The organism is Hoyosella sp. YIM 151337 (assembly GCF_026041215.1).
In the GTDB taxonomy this organism is placed as follows: domain Bacteria; phylum Actinomycetota; class Actinomycetes; order Mycobacteriales; family Mycobacteriaceae; genus Hoyosella.
This window is the reverse complement of sequence record NZ_JAPEIQ010000030.1, coordinates 1-22,789: the sequence shown is the minus strand read 5'-3', so window position 1 is coordinate 22,789 and position 22,789 is coordinate 1. Positions and strand designations below refer to the sequence as shown.

13 protein-coding genes are annotated in these 22,789 nt (G+C 62.6%); 12 read left to right on the top strand and 1 reads right to left on the bottom strand.

The window, feature by feature from the left end; genetic code table 11:
• Nucleotides 1-230 precede the first annotated feature (230 nt).
• The 12 genes from glf to ONR57_RS15030 all read left to right on the top strand — a co-directional run bounded on the left by glf (nucleotide 231) and on the right by ONR57_RS15030 (nucleotide 20,886).
• Nucleotides 231-1,481, top strand: a complete 1,251-nt coding sequence (glf, locus tag ONR57_RS15085; protein ID WP_374116464.1) for a UDP-galactopyranose mutase — start codon at nucleotides 231-233, stop codon at nucleotides 1,479-1,481.
• Between the two features lie 6 nt (nucleotides 1,482-1,487).
• Nucleotides 1,488-3,437 (top strand): glycosyltransferase, encoded by a 1,950-nt coding sequence (locus tag ONR57_RS15080; RefSeq protein ID WP_265124343.1) that lies wholly within the window; start codon nucleotides 1,488-1,490, stop codon nucleotides 3,435-3,437.
• Nucleotides 3,438-3,445: 8 nt separating this feature from the next.
• Complete coding sequence (locus ONR57_RS15075; protein WP_265124342.1) at nucleotides 3,446-3,997, top strand: phosphatase PAP2 family protein; 552 nt, start codon at nucleotides 3,446-3,448, stop codon at nucleotides 3,995-3,997.
• A gap of 62 nt (nucleotides 3,998-4,059) precedes the next feature.
• On the top strand, nucleotides 4,060-5,013 hold the full coding sequence (locus ONR57_RS15070) for a decaprenyl-phosphate phosphoribosyltransferase (RefSeq protein WP_265124341.1): 954 nt from the start codon (nucleotides 4,060-4,062) through the stop codon (nucleotides 5,011-5,013).
• A 4-nt stretch (nucleotides 5,014-5,017) separates the two neighbouring features.
• On the top strand, nucleotides 5,018-6,943 hold the full coding sequence (gene zomB, locus ONR57_RS15065; RefSeq protein ID WP_265124340.1) for a flagellar motor control protein ZomB: 1,926 nt from the start codon (nucleotides 5,018-5,020) through the stop codon (nucleotides 6,941-6,943).
• A gap of 308 nt (nucleotides 6,944-7,251) precedes the next feature.
• Nucleotides 7,252-8,232 (top strand): alpha/beta hydrolase family protein, encoded by a 981-nt coding sequence (locus tag ONR57_RS15060; RefSeq protein WP_265124339.1) that lies wholly within the window; start codon nucleotides 7,252-7,254, stop codon nucleotides 8,230-8,232.
• A gap of 279 nt (nucleotides 8,233-8,511) precedes the next feature.
• Nucleotides 8,512-10,464 carry an alpha/beta hydrolase-fold protein gene (locus ONR57_RS15055; RefSeq protein ID WP_265124338.1) on the top strand — a complete coding sequence of 651 codons (1,953 nt, stop codon included), beginning with the start codon at nucleotides 8,512-8,514 and terminating at the stop codon, nucleotides 10,462-10,464.
• 129 nt (nucleotides 10,465-10,593) lie between these two features.
• Nucleotides 10,594-11,127: a DUF732 domain-containing protein gene (locus ONR57_RS15050; RefSeq protein ID WP_265124337.1), complete on the top strand. Its 534-nt coding sequence runs from the start codon at nucleotides 10,594-10,596 to the stop codon at nucleotides 11,125-11,127.
• A 7-nt stretch (nucleotides 11,128-11,134) separates the two neighbouring features.
• Nucleotides 11,135-12,118, top strand: coding sequence for a cutinase family protein (locus ONR57_RS15045; RefSeq protein ID WP_265124336.1), 984 nt, complete (start codon nucleotides 11,135-11,137; stop codon nucleotides 12,116-12,118).
• A 398-nt stretch (nucleotides 12,119-12,516) separates the two neighbouring features.
• Nucleotides 12,517-14,409, top strand: coding sequence for a long-chain-fatty-acid--AMP ligase FadD32 (fadD32, locus tag ONR57_RS15040; protein ID WP_265124335.1), 1,893 nt, complete (start codon nucleotides 12,517-12,519; stop codon nucleotides 14,407-14,409).
• A gap of 17 nt (nucleotides 14,410-14,426) precedes the next feature.
• Entirely contained in the window at nucleotides 14,427-19,325 is a 4,899-nt protein-coding gene (gene pks13, locus ONR57_RS15035; protein ID WP_265124569.1) for a polyketide synthase Pks13, read from the top strand.
• A gap of 16 nt (nucleotides 19,326-19,341) precedes the next feature.
• A complete protein-coding gene (locus ONR57_RS15030; RefSeq protein WP_265124334.1) occupies nucleotides 19,342-20,886 on the top strand; it encodes an acyl-CoA carboxylase subunit beta in 1,545 nt (514 codons plus the stop codon).
• Nucleotides 20,887-20,978: 92 nt separating this feature from the next.
• Here the strand turns inward: ONR57_RS15030 and ONR57_RS15025 are convergent.
• The coding region (locus ONR57_RS15025; RefSeq protein WP_265124333.1) for an arabinosyltransferase at nucleotides 20,979-22,789 on the bottom strand (1,811 nt) is incomplete at its 5' end.

The window sequence follows — 22,789 nt, the reverse complement described above, 5'->3', positions numbered from 1 at the left end:
GGTTTCACAACAGACCCATTTGTCACTGCAAAGACGATAGGCACTCCAGCAACACAGCCAACGCACTGAAGCGTCTCTATGTGATTAAGATCCGGACTACCCGGTCGTGACATGAGCCTGATTTCGCTATGTGCGGCCGCCCACACACGCCGATCGGAGTGGGCAATTCCGCGCGCCTTCAGGGGGGTAGTCCGGGGGTGGTCCGTTACCCTGAACCCCGGTACCGGGGCATGTGGATATCGACAGGGGTAAACGTGACATCAGAATCTGGCGGGCAGACTGACGCCAACAATGCGTTCGACCTGATCGTCGTGGGTTCCGGTTTCTTCGGGCTGACAATCGCCGAACGTGCCGCCACGCAACTCGGTAAACGCGTGCTCGTCCTTGACCGCCGCCCGCACATTGGCGGCAACGCCTACTCCGAGCCGGAGCCAGAGACGGGTATCGAGGTACACAAATACGGCGCACATCTCTTCCATACTTCAAACGAACGCGTGTGGAACTACGTCAACCAGTTCACTAGCTTCACTGGATACCAGCACCGCGTCTTCACGATCCACAACGGACAGGTGTATCAATTCCCGATGGGGCTCGGGCTCGTCGCGCAGTTCTTCGGCCGCTACTTCGCGCCGGACGAGGCCCGTGCACTCATCGCGGATCAAGCCAGCGAAATCGACACCAAAGACGCGCAGAACCTCGAAGAAAAAGCGATTTCGCTCATCGGGCGCCCCCTCTACGAGGCGTTCGTCAAGCACTACACGGCGAAGCAATGGCAGACGGACCCGAAAGAACTGCCAGCGAGCACCATCACGCGCCTGCCCGTGCGGTACACCTTCGATAACCGGTACTTCAACGACACGTACGAGGGGTTGCCGGTCGAGGGGTACACCGCGTGGCTTGAAAACATGGCTAAGGATCCGCGCATCGAGGTTCGATTGGCTGTCGACTACTTCGACGTCCGGGACGAGGTGCGTAATGCGTCGCCAGATGCGCCAGTCGTATACACCGGCCCGATCGATCGGTACTTCGATTACAGCGACGGAGAGCTGGGCTGGCGGACGCTGGACTTCGAACTGCAGGTCCTCGACACTGGTGATTTCCAGGGCACGCCCGTCATGAATTACCCCGACCCGGACGTCCCCTACACCAGAATCCACGAGTTCAGGCATTTTCACCCGGAACGGGAGTACCCAGGTGACAAAACTGTCATCATGCGCGAGTTTTCCCGCTTCGCTGATTCGGGTGACGAGCCGTACTACCCAATAAACACGGCGGACGATCGCGCGCGGCTGACCGCGTACCGCGAGCGTGCGAAAGCTGAAACCGCCAGCAGTAAGGTCCTCTTCGGCGGTCGGCTTGGCACCTATCAGTACCTCGACATGCACATGGCGATCGCGAGTGCGCTCAGCATGTTCGATAACGTGCTCGCACCGCACTTCACCGATGGAGCACCGCTTGTCCGCAACGGCGAAGGCGAGTAACGCGCAATGACCACGAAGCCGGCGGCAGGTCGCACAACGAGAAAGGCGCAATCAGTGCAGGAGCAGAAGGCAGCGGAGGGCACAACGTCGCAGGCGGTGTCGCTGCTCCAGCGGATCCTGCTGCCTCGCCCGGGCGAACCGCTCGATGTGCGGCGCCTGTACCTTGAGGAGGCTGCGTCCAATCCGAAGCGCGCACACGCAACGTCACGGACCTCAGTGCGAATCGCTGACGAATCTGAAGTGTCGTTTTGCACATACTTCAATGCTTTCCCGGCAAGTTACTGGCGGCGCTGGAGCGTTCTGTCCTCCGTTGTGCTGCGGCTCGAGGTTAGCGGCGACTGCCGCGCTGACATCTATCGGTCGAAGGCGGACGGCACCCGCATCCATGTCACGAGCGTGCAGACAGCCGATACTGGCCAGGGAAACCACATCATTGAAGCTGCAGTCGACCTCATTCCATTCGAAGATGGTGGCTGGATCTGGTTCGACCTGAGCACTGAGGCTGATATCGAGCTGCTCGCGGGCGGCTGGTATGCACCGGTCGAAGCTCCGGGAGAAGCGCGCGTCGCAGTCGGAATCCCGACCTTCAACCGTCCCCACGATTGTGTGAAGGCACTCACGGCGCTCGCGTCCGACCCGCTTGTGCTCGAAGTCATCGACGCCGTGATCATCCCTGATCAGGGCACCAAAAAGGTCCGCGATCAAGAGGGCTTTGAGGAGGCAGCCGCAGCGCTGGGTGATCGGCTGCGCATCCACGACCAGGGGAATATCGGCGGCTCCGGCGGATACTCCCGCGTGATGTACGAGGCTCTTAGGACAACTGACAGTCCGTTCATTCTTTTCATGGACGACGATATCGAGATCGAACCCGACTCGATCCTGCGTGCTATCGCTTTCTCTCGCTTTGCCCGGTCAACAGTGCTGGTCGGCGGGCAGATGCTGAATCTGCAGAATCGCTCGCATTTGCATGTCATGGGTGAAGTCGTGCGGTTCGGTGAGTTCGTGTGGGGACCCGCCCCGCATACCGAATACGATCATGACTTTGCCGCCGAGCCGCTCTCTGAATCACCCGACCTGCATCGCAGAATCGACGTCACGTACAACGCCTGGTGGATGTGCCTGATACCACGCAAGGTGGCAGAAGAGCTTGGGCAGCCACTCCCGCTTTTCATCAAATGGGACGACGCCGAATACGGATTGCGAGCTGCAGCGGCCGGATACCCGACTGTCACACTGCCGGGCACCGCGATCTGGCACATGGCGTGGTCCGACAAGGATGACGTGATTGACTGGCAGGCGTATTACCACATGCGCAACCGTTTGATCGTGGCCGCTCTTCACAACCCCGGGGGTGCGCGGGCGCTGGTGAAGAGCACGGTGAAGCCGCTGTTCAAACATTTATTATGCCTGGAGTACTCGACTGTCGCGCTCCAGAATGCCGCGATCGAAGACTTTCTTGCGGGACCTGGCGAGCTGTTCGACGTGCTGCCCACGTCACTGGCCAAAGTCCAGAAGATTCGCGCCGAATACCCCGATGCCGTCGTGGCGGGTTCCGCGACAGATCTGCCGTTGCCATCCGGGGCCGACGTTGGCGACGTCAGCTTGCCAGTCGGCATGCCAGCGAAGGTGAAACGCCTCGGCCGCGCGATCCTGCACAACATGCGGCCTGCGAAGACTGAACACCTTGAGCGTCCGCAATTAAACGTGGCGACAATGGACGCCCGCTGGTTCTTGCTGTCTCAGATCGATGGCGCCACGGTCACGACAGCTGACGGCCGCGGTGTCGTTTACCGTAAGCGCGACAAACAACTCGCAGCGCAACTCTTCAAAGATGCGGTACGGCTGCGGCGTGAGCTTGATCGCCGCTTCCCTGAGCTGCAATCGGCGTATCGGCGTGCCATGCCGGAACTGACAAGCAGGGAACGCTGGGGTCAGTTCTTCGCCCAGTACAAATGAGAGGCAGCATGAGCGAATACGCGAGCGACGGTGCCGTTGAGGTTCCGCCGTTGTCGGGAGAGGGCGCGGTGCTCGCCGCAGTTCAGCGCGCACTGGCCGATCGACCAGGCGTCCTGCCTGCGACGCGAGCAATGTCGCACTTTGGCGAACACGCCCTCGGGTGGGTGGGTATCGCCGCGGTGGGCGCGCTCGCTGATCCGGGCCGCCGCAAGCGCTGGATGGGTGTCGCGGTTGGTGCGGTCGGTGCACACGCTGCGTCAATCGCTATCAAGCGGGTAGTGCGGCGGCGACGCCCTAGCCATCCGGACATCGTGATCAATGTCGGGACACCCAGCAAACTGAGTTTTCCGTCATCTCATGCAACGTCGACGACCGCTGCGACGATTCTTCTCGGGAGGCTGACAGGGCTGCCATTGGCAGCCGTGATCGTCCCGCCGATGCTGCTTTCGCGCCTCGTGCTTGGTGTGCACTATCCCACCGACGTCCTGGCCGGGGCCGCAGTGGGCGCGGCGTCCGCCGCGGCCGTGGGGTTAGCCGAGGAAAAGCTCGGATGGGCATAAGCTGTGCCTGCTAGCGCGGCACCTGGACTAGTTGTGACCACATGCGGTCGAGAGGGGTAAGGATGAGCGATCTGGTCGAGCCTGAGGACCCGACTCGCGCCAGAACGCGGAAGCCGCCGTCATCATTGGCGGAGGGACTGATCAAAGCGATCCGTCCGCGGCAATGGGTCAAGAACGGACTCGTCATCGCCGCGCCTCTCGCGGACGGTTCGATCGGCCAGGGCCCAGTACTCACAAGTGTCGTCATCGCGTTCGTTGTCTTTTGTCTCGCGGCGTCGGGCATTTACCTAGTGAACGACGCCCGAGACGTCGAAGCCGACCGCGCGCACCCGACGAAACGTTTCCGGCCCATCGCGGCAGGCGTGGTGCCTGTCTCGCTGGCGTACTCGCTGTCGGTGGTGCTGTTTGCCGCATCGATTGCGCTGTCCTTCCTTGCGAGCAGCGGTCTGGCGGTAGTGATCGCGGTGTACATCGTGATCCAGCTCGCCTACTGCTTCGGCCTCAAGCACCAGGCCGTGCTCGATATCTTCATCGTGTCTTCCGGGTTTCTGCTGCGCGCTGTGGCAGGCGGTGTAGCTGCGGGCATTCCGCTATCACAGTGGTTCTTGCTGGTGGCTGCGTTCGGATCGTTGTTCATGGCGGCCGGAAAGCGGTACGCGGAACTGCGGATTGCGGAAGAAACCGGCGCGAAGATCCGGAAAGCGCTTGAGAACTACACGTCCACTTACCTGCGATTTGTGTGGACACTGTCTGCGACAGCCGTAATCATCTTTTATGGGCTGTGGGCGTTCGAGCAGGACGCGGGCGGGCCCGGTGCGCCACGCGGCGACGGCAGCAGTCTCGGATTGTTCGTTTTGTCGATGATTCCGTTTACAATCGCGATCTTGCGCTATGCCGTCGACATTGACGGTGGGCAAGCTGGTGAGCCTGAAGAAATCGCGCTCGGCGATCGGGTTCTGCAGTTCCTCGCGATTGCATGGATTGGAGTCGTCGGTGTCGCGGTCTACGTCGCGTGACGCAGTGTCCCCTCGTTACGCGGCACCTCGTGCTGCCCTAGGAGCAGGTGTCGTACTCGCCGCAGTGCTCTTCGCGTACGGCGCGTGGCAGCGGCGATGGATCTCTGACGACGGATTGATCGTCTTACGGACCGTCCGCAACATCCTCGCGGGCAATGGCCCGGTATTCAATGCGGACGAACGCGTCGAGGCCAACACCTCGACACTGTGGACGTACATCGTGACGTTCGTGGGCTGGGTGACTGGTGCGCAACTCGAGTACGTCGTGTTGACGCTCGCGCTGGCATTCAGCGTGCTAGCAGTCGTTCTTGCCATGCTGGGAACCGCCAGGCTGTACGGGCAGACACTTTTCGGGCGCCCGGCCTCCGCGGTTCTGCTGGTGCCGGCGGGTGTCATCGCCTACCTCGCTGTGCCGCCGGCCCGCGACTTTGCCACCTCAGGTCTGGAATCGGGACTGGTTCTCGCCTGGATAGCGCTGATGTGGTGGCTGCTCGTGCGCTGGTCGTTCGCGGAGCGGCATGGCAGCGGGCTCACCCTCGCAATCGCGTTCGTCGCAGGCCTCGGCCCACTCGTGCGTCCGGAACTCGCGATGCTCGGTGGTCTAGCGCTCATCCTGCTGCTTGTGCTTCCTTCGAGGCTGCGGCTGCGGGTCGCGATCGTTGTGGTCGCCGGGGCCGTGCCCGTCGCGTACCAGGTTTTCCGGATGGGCTATTACGCCTTGCCGTATCCCAGTACTGCCGTGGCGAAGGACGCCGGCGGCGCTCGGTGGGACAAGGGCTGGATGTACCTGGGTGATCTCGCGGGGCCCTACTGGTTGTGGCTGCCGCTGGTGCTTCTCGCCGTTCTCGCGCTGGCGGCGCTGGTCCTGTTCCGTGGGGCGGACGGTAACTCGCGCGACACTGAGACTGCCGCCGATCCGGACCACGGGGATCCGAGCGGTATTACCGCAGCGGCCCGCCGCCGTTCGTGGCGGTCGCGTTTGCAGTCGCCGGCCGTCGTCGTTGGCTTCTTTCTTTTCAACGGCGTGCTTCTCGGCCTGTACGTAGTGCGTGTCGGCGGTGACTTCATGCACGGGCGCACCCTGCTGCCGGTGCTATTCACTCTGCTCCTGCCGGTCGCCGTGGTCCCGCTGACGGCACCGCGCCGCGTGCGCACGCGTACTGGCGGATCGCGGCGGCATTACGGGTACCGCGTCAGCGGCGTACTTGGTGCGCTGTGGCTCGCCGTGATGGTGTGGTCAGGCGTGATCGTTGTGGTGAGCGATCCGGGCGTCGTCGATGGCGTTCCAGATCACGGGATTGTGGACGAACGCCAGTTCTACCGTTACTGGACGAACGTGGCACACCCAATCCTTGCGGAGGACTACATCGAGTACCCGCGGATGGAATCAATGCTCGACGCGCTGACCAGGGCTCCGCATGGAGCGCTGCTGCTCCCGACCGCGGATATGAACTACTGGGCGATAGTGCCGCCTGCTAGCCGTCCTGGCAACAGCCGAATCGCTGCGGCGCCCGAATCGACTGTGTATTTCCTGCAGCTCGGGATGACAAGCATGTTGACATCGCTGGACGTGCGGATTCTCGACCCTGTGGGTCTCGCGTATCCGCTCGCGGGTCACACGGAGCGAATTCCGGGGGGCCGGATTGGTCACGACAAGTACTTGCTGCCAGACTGGGTCGTTGTAGACACGGGCGCAGCGACGACCCGTGAGGCCGGTTTGCCGGGATTTCTAGACCCGGAGTGGGTCGCAGATTCTCAGGAAGCTCTCACCTGTCCTCAGACTCAGAGGCTGTTAAGCGGCTATCGCAACGAGTTGAATGCCGGTCAGTTTGTCCGTAACTTCCGAGATGCGCTATGGCGTTCGTCATACCGAATCGAACGTCTGCCGCAGGACGAGATTGAGCGCTGCTCCGCGCGTAACGGCGCATAACAGCCAGGTCACCTGCGCCTTTCGTGACGTCAGGGTTTCGTGATGCAATTGTGACCACCTTTTGTTGTGTCATTCCGGCAGTCCCAGGTGGGCCGACTGCGGTACTGTGTTCGTCACTGGGCGGTGTTGGAAATGTGATACTGCCGACGTGTAACGGTTATGGTGTCCGAGTCGATCTACACATCGAGCTCTCAGGTGATTGCCAGGGTCGCATATCCGGCGTCAGGGAGGGCACCGTGTGAGTCGCAGCGGCCCCCGACGCTGTCGCGACAACACGGTGGTGCACACGAGAAGAGGGAGATTTATCCATGCGTTTCGCCAAACCGCGCCTGTCCCAGAAATGGAGACAGCGAACAGTCGCAGCGTTTGTGCTGGGCATAATGCTGCCGCTGATTGCGGGACTTACCGGTGGCGCTGTGGCCTCCGCGCAGCCAGGCGGGATCGAACGCCACAACGTTTACTCGGCGGCTATGGACCGTCACATCCCGGTCGACATCGTTCGTGCGTCTCGCGGCGGCAACGCTGCGCTGTTCCTGCTGGACGGTCTTCGTGCTCGCGACGACCTCAGCGGCTGGCGAATCGAGACCAACGCCGTCGACATGTTCCGCGACTCCAACGTCAACCTGGTGATGCCGGTTGGCGGGCGTGCGAGCTTCTACGCCGACTGGTACGGCCCGAGCACAACGAACGCTCAGACGTTTACCTACAAGTGGGAGACCTTCCTCGCGCAGGAGCTTCCGAACTACCTGGGCACGATTGGCATCCGCACCACGAACAACGCGGTGGCAGGCCTGTCGATGGCTGGCAGTGCAGCGCTCAAGCTGGCCGCTGATCACGGCAACCGGTTCACGTATGCCGCGTCGTTCTCGGGTTACCTGAACCTTTCGGCGCCGGGGATGCCGTCGCTGATCCGTCTTGCTCTCCTTGACGAGGGCGGCTACAACGTCGACGACATGTGGGGCCCGCCGTGGGATCCAGCCTGGGCCGCACATGACCCGACCCGCTTCGCTGAGCGCCTGCAGGGCAAGACCCTCTACATCTCGGCTGGCAACGGCATCCCTGGTGTGCACACGCGCATCAACGAGCCGATCGATTACTTCCACACCGCCAACGCGATGGGCCTCGAGGTTGTCTCGCTGCTGAACACGCGTGCTTTCCAGGGTCGTGCTGACGCCCTTGGCCTGAATGCCACCTACAGCTACCCGCCAACAGGCGTTCACGCGTGGGGTTACTGGCAGGAAGAACTGTCCAACGCCAAGCCAGGCATTCTCCGCGCGCTGGGTGCATGATCCGGAGCGACTGAAGCAAAGCAACCCCCTGCCTTCGGGCAGGGGGTTTTGCTTTTGCGCCACTCGTATCCGCGGGAGACCCGATTCGGGCCCCCGCGCCGGTTTCGATAACCACCAAGCGCACATCTAGTAACAATTGCCTCACGCATGGCATGGCGCATCTCGTGCAACAACGGGGTTGGCGGGTATGAAAGGACTGTGCACTGATTCGGACGGGTTCGCCCGGATCGGCCCGACAGTCTTAGCAGCTCGACACCACCACGAAACGAGGAGTGCCTCATGCGGCTTTCGTTGCAGCACGGCGATCGCGGATCAGGCCGCCGGAGCCGAGGCGCCGGACGCCGTCAGATCGCGGCGTGCGCGGCAATGCTCATCGCGCCGCTCGCCATCTCGTCCGGCATCGCGCCCGCAGCGCTTGCCGCGCCGCCGGCTATTGCAGCGCAGTCCCCTGCCCTGCATCCGATGTCGCCAACGCCGATGCCGGGCGTACGTGTTGACCGGGTGGACCAGATTTCGGAGCGTCAGCTCGCCGTGTGGGTGTACTCGCCTGCGATGAACGAAGTGATCCAGGTGCAAATGTTGCTGGCCAAGGATTACCACTCGCAGCCCGATTGGACGTTCCCCGCGCTCTACTTGCTTGACGGACTTCGGGCCCGCGATGACCAATCGGGGTGGATGCTCGAAACGGATGTACGGGACTTCTTCGCCGACAAGAACGTGAACGTGGTCATGCCTGTCGGCGGGCAGTCCAGCTTCTACGCCGACTGGCTGTATCCCGATAACGACAAGAACTACCAGTGGGAGACCTTCCTTACGAAGGAACTGCCGCCGATCCTGCACGGTGACTATCGGGTCAACGACAACAAGGGCGTTCTCGGTTTGTCGATGGGTGGTACCGCCGCGATGTTCCTCCCCGCACGCAACCGGGGAATGTTCCAGTTCGCTGGCTCACTCTCCGGGTACCTGAGCACCACCTCGTACGGCATGCAGCGTGCGATCAGAGCGGCGATGCTCGATGCCGGTGGCTTCAACTCGGACGCTATGTGGGGTCCGCCCGACAACTCGGCTTGGAAAGAGCACGACCCCATGCAGCTGGCGCGCAACCTGCAGGGCGTGAGTCTTTACATCTCGGCAGGCACCGGCGCACAGGGTAGTCACGACCGTCCTGGACTGGTCCCCGGTATTCCAGAAAACTCCGCGGGCATGGCACTCGAAGTGCTTTCGCGGCTGACGACACAAAACTTCGATGCCCGGCTCAAGGATCTCAACATCCCGGCCACAGTTCGCTACCGGAACACGGGTACCCATTCGTGGCCGTACTGGCAGTCAGAACTGCACGCCGCGTGGCCGCAGATCGCGGAAGCCCTCAATGTGGATTCGGTTGGGCTCGCGACGGCCGCTCCGAGTGCGAGGGAGGCCGATCAGCCGACCTGTGAGGTCGGGGGCGCTATCGGCGAGCTTGCGGGTGCGCGTGGCGACCTCGGAGCCTGCGTTACTGATGAGCGGACGCTGCGCGGCGGCGCACGGAGCCAGGAGTTTGAAAACGGCACCGTGTACTGGTCAGCCGACTCGGGTGCGCACATGGTGAAGGGCAAAATCGCGGAACTGTACAACGCGGCGAGTGGGCCGCGCGGACAACTCGGCTTGCCGACAACGAGTGAAACTCCGACCCCGGATGGTCGCGGCTACTTCAATCAGTTCGAAGAAGGCGCGATTTACTGGACGCCCGAAACCGGTGCGCAAATGGTGCACTCGGGCTTCCTCGAAGAGTGGGCGGCAACCGGCTGGGAAGCCGGTGACATGGGTTATCCCGTTTCTGGCGTCGAGAACACCGATGACCGGCGGGCCCGCCTTCAGAAGTTTGAGCGGGGTGCCGTGTACGCGGCAACGAGGTCGGGAACCCTCCCGGTTTACGGCAAAATCTGGGATCACTACAACCAACTTGGCCGGGAAACAGGCGTCCTGGGCTACCCGCAGTCTGGTGAGCACAAGATCGGCGCCGGACGGTTCAGTGAATTCGCAAACGGGAACATCTACTGGTCGCCAGACTCCGGAGCCTGGGCAGTGATGAAGGGCGCGATCATGGACGCTTGGGCGGAGCACGAGTACGAGACCGGCCCCCTGGGCTATCCGGTGGGCGACGCTCACGAGACGCCAGAAGGCCTCAGGCAGGACTTCCAGCGCGGGCACATCCTTGTGACAGACGACGAAACGAAGGTAATCACAGGCTGACGGCGTACTTCCCCAGCAGCGCCGTTAGGGGCGGGTTGTGACGTGCATTGTGCGTGTGCCTCACAACCCGCCCTCGCTCTGTAACCTGGTGCGGTAGTCGGGGGATGCCGGATTGGGGGAATGGTCAGCATGCAGGATGAGAAGGTGGCTGGGCCCGGGTCAGGACGGCGCCGCGTACGAGGCAGTGCCCTCAGCCTTGTGGCCGGATTGGCGGTTGCGTTGTCCGTCGCGTGTGGCAACGAGTCAGTTGTGAGTGGGGGTGTACCCGATTTGGCGCCGACGGTGACTGAAACCACCCAGCCGCCGGAAGAAAATGACTCCGATGTGGATGACTCTGCCAGCACCACAACCGCCACGACGACGCCGGAACCTGCGGAACCCCAGGAAGACACGGCAGACGAACCGCAGCTCAGTGAGCACGAGGCAAATTTCGTGGCCGAACTGCGCGCAGCGGGTGCCGAGCCGTTTGGGCAGGGCGAGCACGCGGTCGCCACCGCCGAATACGTGTGCGCGGCACTTGCGGATGGGGTCGCCCGCGAGGACATATTGATTAACGTCACGGCAATGGTCGGGCTGGAGATGCAATTGAACGGCGCCGCCGGGACAGTGGACGACATGGCCGCCACATATGTAGATGTCGCCGAGCAGCAGTACTGCGGGTGAGAGACACATGGCTTGGGCTCAGCAATCGACGACTCGCCGGCGCGGCAAGAAACAGAAGCGCCGCGTGCTGCGCCGTGTGCTTTTCCTCCTTGCGCTGCTCGCGCTGATTGTCGCGCTAGTGGTACTCGCGCTGCGTCTTGCGGAACGTGCGGACATTCCGATCCCAGGGATCCCTGAACCGGAACCGACGGAGGAGCTCACCCAGCCGGCACACTGCCCTGACGTGCAGGTACTGTCCATACCGGGCACCTGGGAGTCATCGCCGGACGACGACCCTTACAACCCGTGGTTCAACCCCAACGCGCTCCTTCTCAACGTCACCAACCCGCTTTCGCAGCAATTTAGCGGGGATCGCGCGGAGGTGTACACGCTGCCATACCCGGCGCAGTTCCAGCGTCCCGGCGGCCCGCCTGAGCTGACTTACGATGACAGCCGCAGCGCGGGGGCAGTCAAAGCGCGCGAAGTTCTGAGTGCCATGCACAGCGAGTGCTGGCTCACAAGCTACGTGCTGATGGGTTTCTCGCAGGGCGCGGTCATCGCTGGCGACATCGCGTCCGAGATCGGCAACGGGAACGGTCCGGTGCCGAGTGACAACGTACTGGGTGTCGCGCTGATCGCCGACGGGCGCCGCGATCCTGACGCGGCTCCCACGGTTGGCCCGCAAGTACAGGGAGTCGGACTGGAGGTTTCGCTGGCAGGTTTTCCATTCATTCCTGGAGCCACGCTAACCGGCAAACGGAATGGCGGCTTCGGTGATCTTGCTGACCGAACAGTTCAATTCTGTGCACCGAATGATGGAATATGTGATGCGCCGCTGCTCACGGACATACTGGGGGCGATACACCGCTTGTTCCATGACTACATTCAGAATCCAGTTCATGCGATGTATCACACCTACACTGTGGATGAGAATGGCACCACAACGACGCAGTGGCTCACCGGGTGGGCGTCGGATCTCATCAACGAAGCGCCGGAACCAGCGCATCCATGATGTAATGCCAGGTAGCGGGGGTGACCGTTTCGTGTCATTCGTGACATTGGCGAGTCACAGCCCTGTCACGAATGATGCATTCGTCTCACTGGAGGCTTCCGGATATGGTCCCCTCTAACACACGTGAATACGCAGGTAGATGGGACTTTAGTAGCAGTAGTGGATGGCGGCGAATGAACTAGTGAGCTTCGCGCCGGGATCGGTGCGGATTCTCGCGGATCGCGAACGCGTCTGTAACATACAGAGGGCTTAATGCGAGACGTTACGGGAAGAGTGACGCCGTAGCGGCACAAAAAGCGGTACATCGGTCACATGGGGTGTGGTGTTAGTGCATTTAGGCTGCGCCCGGAACTGGATGCTGGATTGGCCAGTTCACACCTGCATAATTAGGGAGAGGCATGGACGAGTTCTTCAACGAAGCGGGTGAGGTAATCCTCACTCCAGAGGCAACTCTCGTGAACTTCGTTGAGCAGCATTCCCGAAGCAACGCAGGTGAACTTGCTTACCGCTACGTTGACTACTCGACCGACCGTGACGGTGTTGCCCACGAACTAACCTGGGAACGTTTCGGGGCCCGGGTCCGCGCTGTGGCAGGCCGGTTGCAGCAGATCGCGAAAAAGGGTGACCGGGTCGCGATTCTCGCTCCGCAGGGGCTCGATTACGTCGTCGCGTTTTTCGCAGCGGTTCATGCCGGTACCATCGCCGTGCCGCTCTTTGATCCCGATGAGCCTGGCCACACGGACCGGCTCCACGCTGTGCTGGGCGACTGTGAACCCGTCGCGATCCTCACCGGTACGAAGTCAGCTGCAGGAGTGCGCCAGTTCTTTCGTTCCCGGCCCGCGAGCGAGCGGCCCCGGATCATCGCGGTCGACGCCATACCTGACTCGGTCGAGAATTCATGGACACTGCCACATCCGTCCCTTGATGACATTGCGTACCTTCAGTACACCTCCGGCTCGACGCGAGTACCAGCAGGTGTAGAGATTACCCACCGCGCCGTGAGCACGAACGTACTGCAAATGTGCTGGTCCCTCGGGCTGAATGAGCATTCACGCGGCGTCACCTGGCTCCCGCTGTTCCACGACATGGGTTTGCTGACGGTCATTCTGCCGGCCTTCGGCGGAAAGTACATCACGATCATGTCGCCGCGGGCCTTTGTTCAGCGTCCTTACCGGTGGATCAAAGAACTCGCGTCCGAAAGTGACGGCGAAGGCACGTTCGCTGCGGCCCCCAACTTCGCGTTCGAGCACGCCGCGCTCCGCGGCCTGCCGAAAGCGGGCGAGTCGCTGGACCTCAGCCACGTGATCGGTCTCATCAACGGCAGCGAACCGGTGACACCGTCGTCGATGCGCAAGTTCAACGAGGCGTTCGGCCCCTATGGTCTGCCCAAGACTGCTATCAAGCCGTCATACGGTATGGCAGAGGCAACGCTGTTCGTGTCGACGCCGGAACGTGACGAGGAAGCACGTGTCGTCTATGTCGACCGTGACGAACTCAATGCTGGCAAGATCATGCGCGTTGACTCAACGCATCCGCGTTCCGTGCCGCAAGTGTCCTGCGGTTACGTGTCGACGAGTCAGTGGGCGGTGATCGTTGACGGTGACTCAGGTGAAGAATTGCCCGACGAACATGTCGGTGAGATCTGGCTGCACGGTGACAACGTCGGTCAGGGGTACTGGGGCCGTGAACAGGAAACCTCCGAGACTTTCCACAACAAGCTGAAGGTCCGCCTCGATGTGGGCAGCCACGCAGGCGAAGTGGCCGAGGACGCCAACTGGATGCGAACCGGTGACTACGGCGTGTATATCGACGGCGAACTATATATAACGGGCCGCGTCAAGGATCTTGTCATCGTCGATGGCCGTAACCACTACCCGCAGGACCTGGAGTTCTCGGCTCAGGAAGCAAGCGCCGCGCTGCGCCCGGGTTTCATCGCCGCGTTCTCTGTGCCAGCTAATCAGCTTCCGCGAGCCGTGTTTGACAACCCACATAGTGGCCTCGCCGGGGGTGACTTTGACCCGGATGACTCTTCCGAACAACTCGTCATCGTTGCTGAACGGGCACCTGGGGCAGGTAAGGCTGACCCTGTGCCGGTAGCTGACGCGGTCCGGTCCGCGATCGCGGCTCGTCACGGCGTGACAGCACGCGACATTCTTTTGGTGCCCGCCGGTTCAATCCCACGGACATCAAGCGGGAAGATTGCCCGGCGCGCGTGCAAGACCAGTTACATTGATGGCACCCTTCGCGGGGGTCATACCCAGACCGCGTTTCCTGACAGTGTGAGCGAGTAGTTTTGACCGCACAGCAGATGACTGTTGCCCAGTTGACCGATTGGCTGCGAGATTGGGTGGCGGCGTCGGCCGGTCTCCCGCGTGAGCAGGTTTCAGCTGACCGGCCAATGGAGGAGTTCGGGCTTTCCTCCCGTGATGCGGTGGCATTGAGCGGTGAGATCGAGGAACTGCTCGGTATCGCGCTCAGCGCGACCATCGCCTACGAAAACCCCACCATCGCGGCGCTGGCCAAGCGCATTATCGACGGTCCTGAGGAGACAGCGGCTAGCGACGCCGCGGCAGAGGCTCTTGATCGGCCCGCGCCTGCCACGCACGCGGACATCGCGATCGTGGGTATTGCCGCGCGCTTCCCGGGTGGCGTCAGCACACCCGAAGACATGTGGAATCTCCTCGCGGAAGGGCGCGACGCGATCAGTGAGCTGCCCGCGGGCAGGTGGGACGAATACGCGGGCGACCCGGTGATCGCCGCTGCGATGGCGTCCACACCGACGCTCGGCGGTTACCTCGATGACGTCAAAGGCTTCGATCACGAGTTCTTCGGCATGTCACCGCTCGAGGCGGAGAACGTCGACCCGCAGCAGCGACTTGCTCTCGAACTCGCGTGGGAAGCTCTCGAAAACGCTTACATTCCCGCCAGTGAACTGCGCGGGAAACAGGTGGGTGTTTTCATCGGCAGCTCGACGAACGACTACAGCCTTCTGACCGCCAGCGACCCATCGACAGCGCATTACTATGCGCTGACTGGTACCGCATCGAGCGTGATTCCGAATCGGGTGTCTTATACCTTCGACTTCCGCGGGCCCTCGATTTCGGTGGACACGGCGTGCTCCTCGTCTCTCGTCGCAGTGCATCAGGCGGTGCAGAGTCTGCGCACCGGGGAGTCGGAGATCGCGCTTGCGGGCGGTGTGAACATGTTACTCAGCCCTGCTGCGACGCTCGGTTTCGGCGCTGCGGGCGTGCTGGCGCCGGATGGCCGAATCAAAGCGTTCTCGAAGGACGCGGACGGAATCGCCCGGGGTGAAGGGGGCGGGCTGCTAGTCCTCAAGCGACTCGACGACGCGGTCGGTGCCGGTGACACAGTCCTTGCCGTGATCAAAGGGTCAGCGGTGAACTCAGACGGCCGCTCCAACGGGCTGACGGCCCCCAATCCCGACGCGCAGGTGGCGGTGCTGCGTGCCGCGTACCGCGACGCTGGCATCGATCCCGCGACCGTCGACTACATCGAGGCGCACGGCACGGGGACCCTCCTCGGCGACCCCATCGAAGCTGAAGCATTGCACCGGGTGCTCGGCAAGGGACGCGACGCGCTGTTGCCGACGCTGCTCGGATCAGCCAAAACCAACTTTGGGCACCTTGAATCAGCGGCCGGGGCCGCCGGCCTCATCAAGGTCATCCTCTCGATGCAGCATGATCTGCTTCCCGCAACGATCAACTTCGCCGGCCCCAACCCGTACATCCCCTTCGATGAGGCGAAACTTGAAGTTGTCGACGATATCCGCGAATGGCCGCGGTATTCGGGTACTGCGACAGCCGGGGTTTCCGGGTTCGGCTTCGGCGGCACCAACGCGCACGTTGTTGTGCAGGAGTACACGCCGCCGGCGGATGAGCAGGCGCACCCGCTGCCCGCTCCGGAAGCGCTGTTCGCCGCTGGTCCATATATTTTCCCCGTCTCGGCAGGCGTGCCATCTCGACGTCGCCTGGCTGCCCGTCAGCTCGCCGAATGGCTGGAAACGGGCGAGGGCCAGCAGGCGTCGCTCGATGCTGTCGCGCGTACGCTCGCGAAACGCAATCATGGCCGGTCCCGGGCCGCGGTGGTAGCGAGTACACGTGCAGACCTCGTCGCAGGGCTGCAAGCGATCGCTGCAGGTAAACCAGGGCCAGGCGTGTTTTCCGCGAATGCCCCGGCGGCCAACGCGCCCGTGTGGGTATTTTCAGGATTCGGATCCCAGTTCCGCGGTATGGGCCGCGCACTCTATGAAGCAGTCCCCGTGTTCGCGGCGCATGTCGACGAGATCGACGCGCTGATGATCGACGAGTCGGGGCACAGCATCAAGGAGCTGTTCTTCGACGACGACGTCAGGTACGGCGTTGAACTGGCACAGCTCGGCATCTTCACCATTCAGGTCGCGCTCGGGGCGACACTCCGCTACTACGGAGCCCAGCCCGGCGCGGTGCTTGGGCACTCGGTTGGTGAGGTTGCCGCCGCCGCTGTGTCTGGTGGCCTGCCCCTCGACGATGCGGTGCGCGTGATCTGTGCCCGCGCGCGATTAATGGGGGAAGCGGAGGCAGGGCTGAGCGGCGACGACATCCGGCGGATGGCGATCGTCGAGTTCTCCGCCGATGAACTCGCAGCCATGCGTGACCAGTACCCGGGCATCGAGATCTGTGTGTATGCGGCACCTACTCAGACAGTGATCGGCGGGCCGGACGCTGAAGTGCGGGCCATTGTCGATATGGCGGAGGCGCAGCAGAAACTGGGCCGGATCCTCGAGACGAAGGGCGCCGGCCACACCGAGCAAATGGATCCGATACTCGGTGAACTTGCCGCCGAGCTCGGCGGTATTGACGCCCGGCCGCCAGAGTGCGCGGTGTTCTCCTCCGTTCACGAGGGGAAGAAATTCGCGCGGCGCAGCGCGCCTCTCCACGCAGAGGATTACTGGACGAAGAACGTCCGTCGCACCGTGTGGTTCACCCATGCGGTGAACAATGCGGTAGCCGATGGTTACTCGACCTTTGTTGAGCTAGCCCCGCACCCGATTGCACTCATGTCGGTGGCAGCGACAACCTTCGCGGCGGGGCTGCACGAGCCGCAGCTCGTCTACACGCAGAACCGCAAGGAAGATGCTGCTGCCACATTGATGGGTGCCATCGCGCAGCTTTACGTCTACGGCCATGCGGTCGACCTAGCCCGAGTCGCCGGGCCAGGAGAGCTGACCGCGCCGCCCGCCACCCCGTGGATCAAACGTCCGCACTGGACGCAGGCGCGTGCGGCGTCGGGCGGGGGAACTCAGCGCGTGCCCGGCGCGCACGTCTCGCTCCCCGATGGACAACACGCGTGGGAGGTGCAGGCTCAGGCAGTATCCGACTTGGACAGCCTGGTGCTCGGCGCGGCCGGTCAAGTGCTGTCAGACGTGCACCTGGGTGCTGTCATTTACCACGGTCAGCTGCCTGACAAAGGGTCGCTAACGACGATGCTGCATCCGCACCCCGGTGGTGCTTCGCTGCGCGTATACGCCCAGTCCGGGGATGGTTTCGCGCTGATCGCGGACGCGGTGGTGACTGCGGGCGGCCCCCTCAATGCGCCCGAAGCGTCGAATCCGTCTGTCGCTGCGAGTGCTGCCGCAGCGCCGGCCAGCGCCGTCAGCAGAAATGCTGACGACACGGCGGATGGCAGCACCCGGAATGGAGATAAATGGGATCCGGAATCTGGCGAGCCCGCCACGGAACGGCTCACGCGGATCGTCGCTGAGGCGATGGGGTATGCGCCCGAGGATTTGCCGCCGGAGATTCCGCTCATCGAGCTTGGTCTCGACTCGCTGATGGCGGTGCGGATCAAGAACCGGGTCGAGTACGAATTCAGCATCCCGCAAGTTCAGGTGCAGGTGCTGCGCAACGCGAGCCTGAACGATGTCGAAAAGTACGTCACCTTCGCGCTCGAGAACCCCGACCAAGTCGAAGAGCTTGCCCAACAGCAGCAAGCGGAGCGTGCCGCAACCACTGGTCAGGGTCCGTCAGTGCCGTCCGTGCCGTCCGGTGCCACGGAACCGGCGCCCGCACCTGCCGATGCGGTCGCCGCGAACGCGGCTGATGCGCTCGATCAGCGCAGCGTCACCGAATCAGCAGGTCTCGAAGTGCCCCCGCGCGATGCTGCCGAACGACTTGTGTTCGCGCAGTGGGCTACCGTCACGGGCGTCTCGGCCGGTGGCATCTTCAGTCCACTGCCCGCAATTTCCGCTGCGTCCGCGGCTGCCCTCGCGGAAAAACTGTCGGAACGCACCGGTGGCACGATCACCGTTGACGATGTCCGCTCCGCTTCGACGATCGAGAAGCTGGCCGACGTCGTGCGCGAACACCTCGAAGGCGACGTTGGACTGGTGCGCACCCTGCGGGCGCGTACGGAGGGCTCCGACCGGGTCCCCGTGTTCGTTTTCCATCCCGCGGGTGGTTCCACGGTCGTTTACGAGCCGCTGACGAAACGGCTCCCAGCGGATGTGCCGGTTTACGGGTTCGAACGGGTCGAGGGGAAGCTCAGCGACCGCGTCGCCGAGTACCTCCCTGCGCTGCGCGACATTCAGCCGCACGGACCGTATGTGCTCGTGGGCTGGTCATTCGGTGGAGCACTTGCCTACGCGATGGCGCAGCGATTGCGAGCCGAGGGTGAAGATGTCGCGCTACTCGGCCTTCTGGATACGGTGTTCCCGTCCGAGCCTATTCCGGATACGCCCGAAGAGATTGCGCTGCGCTGGCAGCGGTTCAACGATTTCGCGGCTGTGAACTATGGGTTCCAGTTCCCCCTGCCGATTGATGAGCTCGTCAAGCGTGATGATCAGGGGCAGATTCAGCTGCTGCTGGGCATGCTCAAGGACGCCGACCATACGATTAGTGGTGGCATTATTGAGCATCAGCGTGCGTCGTTCCTGGACAACCGGGCCGTGCAAATGCTGCAGCCCGATCCGTACGCCGGGCCGGTCGTTTTGTACAAAGCCGAGCGCATGCACGACGGTGCGGTGCAGCTTGAGCCACGGTTCGGGAACATCGCTGCAGACGGCGGCTGGGGTGACGTGGCACCAGATCTAGAGATCGTTCAGGTGACCGGTGACCACCTCGGTGTCGTCGACGAGCCGGTGATAGCGCGTGTCGCGGCTCACCTTGCTGGCAGACTTGAACAGATCGAAGTCAAACGACGTTCTGCATAGTAAGGAGCACCAGCGCGTGAGCACCACAGCAGCGAAGCTGGCGGACCTTCGAGAAAAACTCGAGAAGGCCAAGGAACCCGGCAGCCCGAGCGCTATCGAGAAGCGCAAAGAGCGCGGACTCCCCTCACCGCGTGAGCGGATCAACATGTTGCTCGACCCGGGCAGTTTCGTTGAAATCGGGGCGCTTGTGCGTGCCCCGGGTTCACCGGACAATCCCTATGGGGATGGTGTGGTCGTTGGGCACGGCACTGTTGAAGGACGCCCCGTCGTGGTGTTCTCGCACGACCTCACCGTATTCGGCGGCAGCCTCGGCGAAATGTTCGGGCGCAAAGTGTGCGCCGCACTGGACTTCGCGCTGAAAATCGGTTGCCCCGTAGTGGGAATTAACGACTCCGGTGGCGCGCGGGTACAGGAGGCCGTCACCTCGCTGGCCTTTTACGCGGAGATTGGAAAGCGCCAAATCAAGCTTTCGGGCATGGTGCCGCAGATTTCCGTCATGCTGGGCAAATGCGCAGGCGGTGCGGTTTATGGTCCGGCGATCACCGATTATGTCGTGGCGGTGGATGATCAGGCGTACATGTTCATCACGGGCCCCGAGGTCCTCAAGGCGGTGACGGGGGAGTCCATCTCCGCGGAAGACCTCGGTGGGGCGCGTAAACAAGCCGAATATGGCACTGTGCACCATGTCGCGGTGACGGAAGGTGACGCGTTCGCATGGGTGCGGAACCTGCTCAGTTACCTGCCGTCGAACTGCAACGAGCAGCCCCCGGTGATCAATCCAGGCCTAGAGCCCGAAATCACGGAGTCAGATAAGTCGCTTGACACGTTCATGCCTGATGCGGACAACTCCGCGTACGACATGCACGAGGTTCTCCGTAAAGTCTTCGACGATGGGGACTTCTTCGAGATTTCACCGGACTACGCGCGCAGCATCATTGTGGGTTTCAGTCGTGTCGATGGCCGCCCGGTCGGCGTCCTCGCGAATCAGCCGCTGTTTTTGAGTGGTGCGCTGGACATCGATTCGTCCGAGAAAGCGTCGCGCTTTATTCGGTTCTGCAACGCGTTCGAGATACCAATCGTCTGTGTCGTTGACGTGCCCGGCTTCCTGCCAGGTCTCGAGCAGGAGCGCAACGGCATCATCCGCCGCGGCGCGAAGATCCTCAACTCGTATCTGGAAGCGGATGTGCCGAAGGTGACGGTCGTCGTGCGTAAAGCGTATGGCGGTGGTTACGCGGTGATGGGGTCGAAGAACCTTGGCGCCGACCTGAACTTCGCGTGGCCCACCGCGCGTATCGCAGTGATGGGTGCGGAGGGTGCAATCGCGCTGCTCAAGCGTAAAGAACTCGCTGCCGCTGGGGACAAGGCACCCGAACTGCGGCGCAAGTTCATCGACTACTACAACGAGCACGTCGCCACCCCGTATATCGCTGCGGAGCGGGGCTACATTGACGCCGTCATCGAACCGTCCGCGACTCGGCTGGAGCTCCGCCGGGCTCTGCGTGCCCTGCGCGACAAGACGACGGAGCGGATGCCGAAGAAGTACGTGCTGCACCCCGGCTGAGGCTGCGGGCCGTCTGGCAACCGAAAGGGAAGGTTCACGGATTCACTCCGTGAACCTTCCCTTTTTTGTTTTGATGACTGTGGTGGACCGATCTACCAGCTGATCTCGCCCGGCGCCCAGGTGCCAGACCGGCGGACGGTGTCGAGCTGCAATTCAGCAGGAACGGCGTCGTCGACGTAGCGGTTGTAGCGGATCAGCTCACCCCAATCCCGGCGCCAATCGCCAGCAAGGTATGACGCGAGAGTTGTCGGGGTGTTCAGTGTGTTAGTCAGGCCCAGCGACCCTCCCGCGGGATGACTCTGCCACGTGTTCGCACCTGAGATGACGCCACGGTCCGGAGTGATGCGGAACTCGGGGTTTTCGGTAACACCATTACGGTGCAGGTAAGGCTGCTGGCACGGGAAGTGCAATCCGACGGTCCAGTCGAGCAGCACCGGCGTTTCCGTGCCGACGACGTCGTGCAGCGTCTCCAATTGAGGAACTCGTGGCGGGGTGATCCCAATCCACTGGCGGGGCTCCAGGTCGGCGTCGCGCGCAACCACACGGATCACGTCAGCATCGGGCGGTATGTCCGCCATCGGCACCCGCAGGTTCCGCCACATGGGTGTCGGCCCCGGATCGATCGGCTGGATGCGGCCCAGCGCCTCGTAATCACCGCCGTTGCTGCGGCCGAACTCGAGTTCCACGCGCTGGCCGTACGCCTCAATTCCATCGCTATCAACCGAGGCGATGCGTCCCGCGGCCGTGATCACGACGAGCGGAGTGGCATCAGAACGTTCCGGCAGTTCATACCAATCGGTGACGAGTTCGGCGATGTCGGTCTGCGCATCCCGGTAGGTACCGGCTGCGGGTACCCGAGCGGGATCCAGACCGAACGGCAACGGCACGAAACTTCCGTTGATGCCGGGCTCTTCGAGTACGCGGGCATCAAGGGATCCGCCCGTCACGAACGGGCCGTCCGGATTGATTGTGCTCGGGCCATTCGCGCGGACTTCGATGTCTTCTGGGGCGAGATCGAGCCGGAACCCGTTGGGGTCAAATCCTTCGCTGAATTGACCGGTGAACGCTTCAACCGGATCGTCGGTGCTGACGGCTGGAAGGAATCCGTTGTTGGGGTCGGTCTCGACCAGGACGTCGCGGGCAAGGGCGCACGGCTGGCCGAGTACCGCATCGATGTTGGCCCGGCCGATCGAGTAGGACGGGTACTGCGAGAGCATGGCTTTACCGAGCGACGCTAGCTGGAAAAGCACCACAAGACCGGTAACCACGGCAATCGGAGCGGCCAGGGGCACGAGGAAGTACTTCCGTTTGCCCTTCGCTTCCGTATAACGCAGATACAGGAATGCGCCGATAAGCAGCAGCAGGAGGCCAATCGCGAGAACAACGGTCGCAAGGGTGTATCCCTCGATGGACGGGCGCTTATCCCACCACGGCACACCGAAACTGCCGACATACCAGTAGGCGTTCGGACCGGTACCGGCGTACGCGGCGATGATCACCACGATCCCGGTGTAGATCACCCGGTTGCGCGGTGACTGGAACAGTGGTGTTGTGAGCGCCACGGCGGCGAGTGCCGCGATGGCTGCGCCGATTCCTGCGAACGCCCCGAAGTGGTGCACCCACTTCGTCGGCGTCATCGCGAGGAAACCGAACGACATGATCGACACCGCGAGCAAGCGCAGTGTTGGGCCCTTCGCGAGCTTGCTGTGCGAGGCGGCGTGAATGATCGCGGCGGCAGCCGTGAAAATGCACACGATCATGATCAGTACCGGGAACCGGCGGGCGATCGAGCCGTCTGCCGTCATGCTGAAGAGCTCGCTGTACCGGAAGAACTCGTTATACCAGCTATTTGACGGTCCGATGACGGTGCGGAGGCGGCTGGCTTCTTGGACGGCGGCGAGGG